The 7117-nt window shown below is 63.7% G+C and carries 5 protein-coding genes; 3 read left to right on the plus strand and 2 right to left on the minus strand.

From position 1 onward, the window contains the following. Window positions 1–84: 84 nt before the first annotated feature. A complete protein-coding gene (locus tag VLU25_07815; protein ID HSR67833.1) occupies window positions 85–369 on the plus strand; it encodes an RNA-binding protein in 285 nt (94 codons plus the stop codon). A 167-nt stretch (window positions 370–536) separates the two neighbouring features. On the opposite strand, the gene VLU25_07820 is transcribed toward VLU25_07815, so the two are convergent. Both VLU25_07820 and ddlA read right to left on the minus strand, forming a co-directional pair. Continuing rightward, window positions 537–719: a hypothetical protein gene (locus VLU25_07820; protein HSR67834.1), complete on the minus strand. Its 183-nt coding sequence runs from the start codon at window positions 717–719 to the stop codon at window positions 537–539. A 205-nt stretch (window positions 720–924) separates the two neighbouring features. Next, the gene (gene ddlA / locus VLU25_07825; protein HSR67835.1) at window positions 925–2031 is read right to left on the minus strand and encodes a D-alanine--D-alanine ligase; all 1107 of its coding nucleotides are present in this window, start codon (window positions 2029–2031) and stop codon (window positions 925–927) included. A 94-nt stretch (window positions 2032–2125) separates the two neighbouring features. On the opposite strand from ddlA, the gene VLU25_07830 reads away from it, so the two are divergent. After that, complete coding sequence (locus VLU25_07830) at window positions 2126–4465, plus strand: heavy metal translocating P-type ATPase (protein HSR67836.1); 2340 nt, start codon at window positions 2126–2128, stop codon at window positions 4463–4465. A gap of 105 nt (window positions 4466–4570) precedes the next feature. Continuing rightward, window positions 4571–7111, plus strand: coding sequence for an ABC transporter permease (locus tag VLU25_07835; GenBank protein HSR67837.1), 2541 nt, complete (start codon window positions 4571–4573; stop codon window positions 7109–7111). Window positions 7112–7117: the final 6 nt, after the last annotated feature.

Raw genomic sequence — 7117 nt, forward strand, 5'->3', positions numbered from 1 at the left:
TTTATGCCGGGAGTAGCATCGTCAGGTGCCCCGCAGCGAGATAGATTTGAAGTGCGCCGCCAGCCGGCGCGTGAGAGAACACAAATGTCAATGAGAATTTATGTCGGAAACCTGCCTTTCAGCTCCAGCGAGGGCGATGTCAGGCAACTTTTTGAGTCCTATGGCGATGTTTCGTCCATTCACATGCCCGAGGATCGGGCCACGGGCCGTCCTCGCGGATTCGCTTTCGTGGAAATGAGCCAGGAAGACGCCGAAGCGGCCATCGAGAACTTGAACGGCCAAGACCACGGCGGACGCACCCTGACCGTCAACCAAGCCCGTCCCCGCAACGAGGGACGAGGGCACTCGGGCGGCGGAAGCCGCTGGTAAGAGCCTCAGCGGGCAAGACCCATTCGGTCGGGAGCCGCCACACCTGGCGGTTTCCCGACCGTTTTTGCATGGGGCCGGCGGGAACGCGAACCGCTCCGGGGCGCCGCCAACTGGCCGCGATCAGGGCCATGATCGAACGTCGATAAGGCTCCTGGCCAGGAGGAAGGCTACTTGACCCGGTGATAGGTGATCTGCTCCATGACCGGCGTCCAGCCGTCGCCGGTTTTCTGGAGGGGGAAGGATGTCCAGGAATCAGGGTTGGGCAGGCGCAGCGTGTCCTTGTAGGTCATCGCACCGTTGGAAGTCAATTCCTTCCAGGCCATTTCTGCTTGGTCGTCGTTCCAAGACATGGTTCCCTTAGAAACGCTCCCCATTGCTGTCCAAGCCGCCTACCTCTAACTCCGCCTCTTCGAGTTGAACCCGGTCAAGGTCGGGGACTTCCCAGGGTCTTCTCCGCACGTGATGTACGACGACTGAGACAACACCATAGTCGTCGACACCCGCAGTGCACAGCTTGCTTCCGTTGTATTGGACTTCGAATCTCATGGTTTGCCTCTAAAGGTAGGAAGTGGCCAAGTTGGAGCGGCGAGCGTGGTGGGTGAGGGCTAGTTGGATGAGGCGGTGGATGAGGTCGGGGTAGGGGATGCCGGAGGCGTCCCAGAGTTTGGGGTACATGCTGATGCGGGTGAAGCCGGGCATGGTGTTGAGTTCGTTGAGGAAGACCTCGTTGTCGTCGCTGAGGAAGAAGTCGGCGCGGGCCAGTCCGCGGCAGCAGAGGGCCCGGAAGCCGCGTATGGCGTAGTCCTGGATGCGCCCGGTCAGTTCGGGACGGGAAAAGCGGGCGGGGATGATCAGTTGGGCGCCGTCCTCGTCGACGTATTTGGCCTCGTAGGAATAGAAGTCGGCGTTGGGAACGATCTCGCCGGGGACGGAGGCCTGGGGGTCCTGATCGCCCAGCACCGAACACTCGATCTCGCGTCCGGGGATGGCCTTTTCGACCAGCACCTTGAGGTCGAAGCGAAAGGCGTCCTTGAGGGCGCGCTCGAGGGCTTCCCGGTCGAAGACGCGGTGGACGCCCACCGACGACCCCATGTTGGCGGGCTTGACGAAGAGCGGCAGCCCGAACTCGCGCGACAATGACGTGAAATCGGCCTCCTCGGCCGAGCGCAGCAAGCGCCAGGGCGCCACCGGGATTCCGGCCTGCACGAAGAGCCGCTTCATGGCGTCTTTGTCCATGCCGGCCGCCGAACCCAACACGCCCGAACCCACGAAGGGCACCTCGGCCAGGCGGAAGAGCCCCTGGATGGTGCCGTCCTCGCCCAGCGGACCGTGGAGGACGGGAAAGATCACGTCCACCTGGGGCAAGGGGGCTTCTTCATTTCCGCTATCCGGGTCGAGGGCCACCAGGCGCCCGTCATTGCCCCAGGGGAGGAGCGTGACCGGGCGTCCGCCGGGGGCCAGGCATATGCGCTTGGGATCGCCGGCGTTTTCCAGAAAGCGGGACTCGTCGGCGTAGTGCAGCCAGCGCCCCTGCTTGTCGATTCCCAGCAGGACGGCCTGATAGCGGTTTCTGTCCAAGGCGTCCACCACGTTGCGGGCGCTTTGCAGAGACACCTCATGTTCCGCCGAACGCCCTCCGAAAACGATCCCGACACGAATCATCAGCTTACCTCCGCGGCTACCAAAATGGCCTCCGTCACTCACCATAGCGCTTAACACCGACCCTCGAAGATCCTACACTGTGGAGGGAGCCGCTATGAACATGAACCACCACGATGAGGCTGAGGGAGCCACCGATCCGGTATGCGGAATGTCGGTGAATCCTGAAACCGCCCCGCACAGCTTGGAACACCAGGGCCGCACCTACTACTTTTGCAGCCAGGGCTGCCTGGAAAAGTTCAAGGAGCATCCCCGTCATTACCTCGACCAGGAATACGAAGCCGAAGAGGTCGAGGCCGGCCCGGGCGAGAAAGTGGAGTGGATTTGCCCCATGGACCCCGAGGTCCTGGAGGACCAACCCGGCTCCTGCCCCAAATGCGGAATGGCCCTGGAGCCCCGCAAAGTGACGCTGGAGAAGAGCGACAACCCTGAACTCCGCGACATGACGCGGCGCTTCTGGCTCTCGCTGGCCCTGACGGTCCCCGTCTTCGTGATCGCCATGTCGGAGATGATTCCCGGCGATCCCATCCACGGCAACTTTGACACCGGGCTGCTGCAATGGGTCCAGTTCGTTCTGGCCACCCCCGTGGTGCTTTACGGCGGCTTCCCCTTCTTTCAGCGGGGATGGAACTCGCTCAAAACCCTCAACTTCAACATGTTCACCCTGATCGCGCTGGGGACGGGAGTGGCCTATCTCTACAGCGCCGCGGGCGTGCTGCTTCCCCAGCTCTTCCCGCCCGTCATGAAAGGGCCGGATGGCTTTGTGGCGCTCTACTTCGAATCGGCCGCGGTGATCACGACTTTGGTCCTTCTGGGCCAGGTGCTGGAGTTGCGGGCCCGCGAGCGAACCGGAGACGCCGTGCGTTCGCTGCTGGAACTGGCGCCCAAAACGGCCCGCAGAATCGGCGAGGACGGCGATGAAAACGAAATTCCGCTCGACCAGGTCAAAGTCGGCGACCGGCTGCGGGTGCGTCCCGGCGAGAAAATCCCGGTGGACGGAAAAGTGGTGGAAGGATCCTCCTCGGTCGACGAATCGATGGTCACCGGCGAACCCGTCCCGGTGGAGAAAGCTGAGGGAGACGAAGTCACCGGCGGCACCCTCAACCAAAAGGGCGGTTTCGTCATGCAAGCAGCCAGGGTGGGAGCGGACACGGTGCTTTCTCAGATCGTGCAGATGGTCTCCGAAGCCCAGCGCTCACGCGCCCCCATTCAGGGCGTGGCCGACAAAGTGGCGGAAATCTTCGTGCCCTCGGTGGTGGCGGCGGCGGTGATCACCTTCCTGGTGTGGCTGGCCTGGGGTCCGGCCCCCTCTTATGCCATCGTCAACGCCGTGGCGGTGCTCATCATCGCCTGCCCCTGCGCGCTGGGACTGGCCACTCCCATGTCGATCATGGTGGCCACCGGACGCGGGGCTCATGAAGGCGTGCTGGTCAAGGAAGCACAGGCCCTGGAAGCGCTGGAGAAAGTCGACACGCTGGTTTTCGACAAGACCGGGACGCTGACACAAGGCGCCCCACGGGTGACCCAGGTCGTGCCGGCCGGGGACCGCAGCCAAGCAGAGGTGCTGAAACTGGCGGCCGCGCTGGAGAATCCATCCGAGCATCCGCTGGCCGAAGCCATCCTGCAGGCCTACAGGGAATCAAACCAAGGGGACGGCGAAAAGCTTCCCCCGGTTGATGACTTCGAAGCCGTAACCGGGCGGGGGGTGAAAGGGTCGATCGAGGGCCGGTCGGCACTGCTGGGCAACCGCTCCTTCATGGAGGACAACGGCATCGATGCCCAATCGCTGGCCGAAAAGGCCGAGGAGATGGGAGGCAAAGGAGCCACCGTCGTCTACCTGGCGGAGGACGGGAGCCTGGCGGGGCTGCTGGCTATCCAAGACCCCATCAAAGAGTCCACTCCCGAAGCCGTAGAGGAACTCCACCGCCGCGGACTGCGGCTGGTCATGCTCACCGGCGATTCCCAGTCCGCCGCCCAAGCCGTGGCCGAGGAACTCGAGATCGAGGAAGTCCAGGCCGAGGTCATGCCTCAAGACAAGGCCGACGTCATCGAGAAACTGCAGAAAGAGGAAAACCGGCGGGTGGCCATGGCCGGGGACGGAGTCAATGACGCTCCGGCGCTGGCCCAGGCCTCGGTAGGCATCGCCATGGCCACCGGCAGCGACATCGCCGTGGAGTCGGCCGGACTGACGCTGCTCAAGGGCGACCTGAGAGGACTGGTCAAGGCCGTCCGCCTGAGCCGCGGCACCATGCGCAACATCCGCCAGAACCTCTTTTTCGCCTTTATCTACAACGCCCTCGGCATCCCCCTGGCGGCAGGCATTCTCTATCCCTGGACGGGACTCCTGCTCAGTCCCATGATCGCCGCGGCCGCCATGAGTTTTTCCTCGGTTTCCGTCATCTCAAACGCTCTGCGCCTGCGCCGCCTCAGCCTCTAACGCCCCTGTGACCAGGATGTAAATGCTTCTCCGCAGCAATCTATCCAACCTTCGGCTATTCTTGGACGTCTAAAGGCCAAACCGGTAATTCAACGAGGAGGCGGCATGGGGACTTGGGGACTCGGCGGAGATCTCGCCTACGGCTTTCGACTGTTCAGGCGCCGGAGAGGTTTGGCTCTGGCCGCCATCATCACCCTGGCGCTGGGCATCGGAGGAGCCACCTCGCTCTTCTCGGTGACTCACGCCGTATTGCTGGAACAGCTCCCCGTCGAGAATCCCCATGAGCTGGTGCTGCTGCACGCCGTCTACGACCCTGAAATCAGACTCGGCATCACCTCGGGATGGAACACCCGCACCCCCGAAGGCCTGGGAAGCACCAATTCCCTTCCCTACCCGGTCTTCGAGCGGCTGGAGCAGGAGAACACCCTCCTGGAGTCGGTCTTCGCCTTCACCGGAGTGGGCCGCATCCACCTGCGTTACGGCGACGAAAGCGAACTGGTGCAAGGGCAGATGGTGTCCGGAGACTTCTTCTCCGGACTGGGCCTGCGGCCGGCCATGGGACGCCTCATCGGCCGTGGCGACATGCGTCCCGAGGCCTCCTTGGCAGTGGTTTTGCGCCATGGATACTGGATCAACCGGCTGGGAGCCGACCCCGACATCGTGGGAAAACGCATCGTCGTCAAGGGCTACCCGGCCACCATCGTGGGGGTTGCGCCTGCCTCCTTCCGCGGAACCCTGCAACTGGGCACCACGCCCGACATCTTCCTTCCCCTCTCCATGATGGAGGAGTTCCACGGCTTCGGAGAGGCCACCCGTCAGACTGACCGCTGGTGGCTGCAGATCATGGGACGCCTCGATGCTTCCGTCAGCCGCACCCGGGCCGAGGCAGCCATGACCCCGGTTTTTCAGAACATCGTCAGAGACAGTCTGGCCCAGACCAATCCCGATCTCGATTTTTCCCAGCGTCCTCTCCCCCGCCTGGCCCTCAAGGAGGGCGGCCAGGGACAACCCGAGCGGCGTGAGAGCCTGGCCGAAAGCATCACCATGACCGGACTGCTGGTGGGGCTGGTGCTGCTGCTGACTGTGGTCAACGTCTCCGCGCTCCTGCTGTCGCGGGCCACCCGCCGCAGTCACGAAATGGCCGTGCGGGTCTCGCTGGGAGCCTCCCGCCTGCGCCTGATCCGACAACTGGCCGCCGAATCGGTGTTGCTGGCGCTGATTGCCGGCTTCCTGGGCGTGCTGTTAGCCTACTGGGGATCGGACTGGATCGCCCACCTGGTCGGCAGCGGCCGGTCCCTGACCGTAGACGCCGAAATCAACGCCACCATCCTCCTTTTTGCACTGGGACTTTCGGTGCTGGTCGGACTCGCCTTCGGCCTGCTGCCCGCCCTGCGGACCTCATCGGTCGATCCGGCTCCCGTCCTCAAGTCCTCATCGCTGCGCTCCAGCCAAAGCCGCTCCGCCCGCCTGCTGGCCCGCGGACTCATCGCTTTGCAGGTCTGCCTGGCCGTGGTCATCCTGGCCGCCACCGCGCTCCTGCTCTCGACCTTCTTGAGCCTGATGGGAACCGATCCGGGCTTCGACGTCGACGGACTCATGGTCTTCGATATCGATCCCCGCCGAACCGGTTACAGCCCGCAAGAGAACCTCGACCTGGCGCGGCGGCTGCGGGAAACCCTGGCGGGACTGGAAGGGGTGCGTGATGTGGGATACAACGGCCAGCGCCTGCTGGACGGCTCCATCTCCTCGTTTCCCTTCTCGGTCGATGGAAACCCCGTCGACTACAGTCCCATCGTGAGCTACGTGGGAGAAGGCTTCTTTTCTTCCACCGGCATCCCCATCACGGCCGGACGCGGCATTACCGGCCAGGACCTGCCGGGAAGGCCCGTGGCCGTCGTCTCTCAGTCCTTCGTGCAACGCTTCATCGAAGGGAATCCCATGGGCCGCATCCTGGAACCCAACGTCAGTCCCGACTTCCTGGCCCTGATTCCCGGAATCAACCAGTCCTTTCAGATCGTCGGCGTTGCCGGCGACGTGCGTTACGCGGCCCTTCGCGACGACTTCAGGCCCGTCATCTACCTGTCGGCTCAGCAAATCGGCTCAAGCTTCAGGGACGCGACCTTTTACCTGCGCTTCAGCGGACCCGCTCCGCTGTTGGGACGCCGCATCGAGGAAGCCGTGCGTCAAATCGACTCCGATTTGCCCATCAGCGGCCTCACCACCTTCCGGGAACAGTTCCGAAGCAACGCCGAACAGGAGTATCAGTTGGCCCGAATCTCCTCGCTCTTCAGCCTGACAGCTCTGCTGCTGGTGGCGGTGGGCCTCTACGGTACGCTCTCCCACTCGGTGGCCTCACGGCGGCGCGAATTCGGCATCCGCATGGCTCTGGGCGCCGACGCCAAGCGCATCTTGCGCCTGGTCATGCGCGAGATCGGAGTCGTGGCCATCGGCCTGCTGGCCGGGATTCCAGCCTCCCTGCTGGCGGCCCGCACCCTCTCGGGAATGCTCTACGGCATCGAGCCGCAAGATCCTCTGCCGTTGCTGCTGGCCGCTTTGCTGATGCTGGCGGTGGCCTCGCTGGCCGCCTACCTGCCCGCTCAGCGAGCCGCCCGCATCAATCCCATCTCAGCCTTACGGGACGATTAAGAACGA

The organism is Acidobacteriota bacterium (assembly GCA_035471785.1).
In the GTDB taxonomy this organism is placed as follows: domain Bacteria; phylum Acidobacteriota; class UBA6911; order RPQK01; family DATIPO01; genus JANQFM01.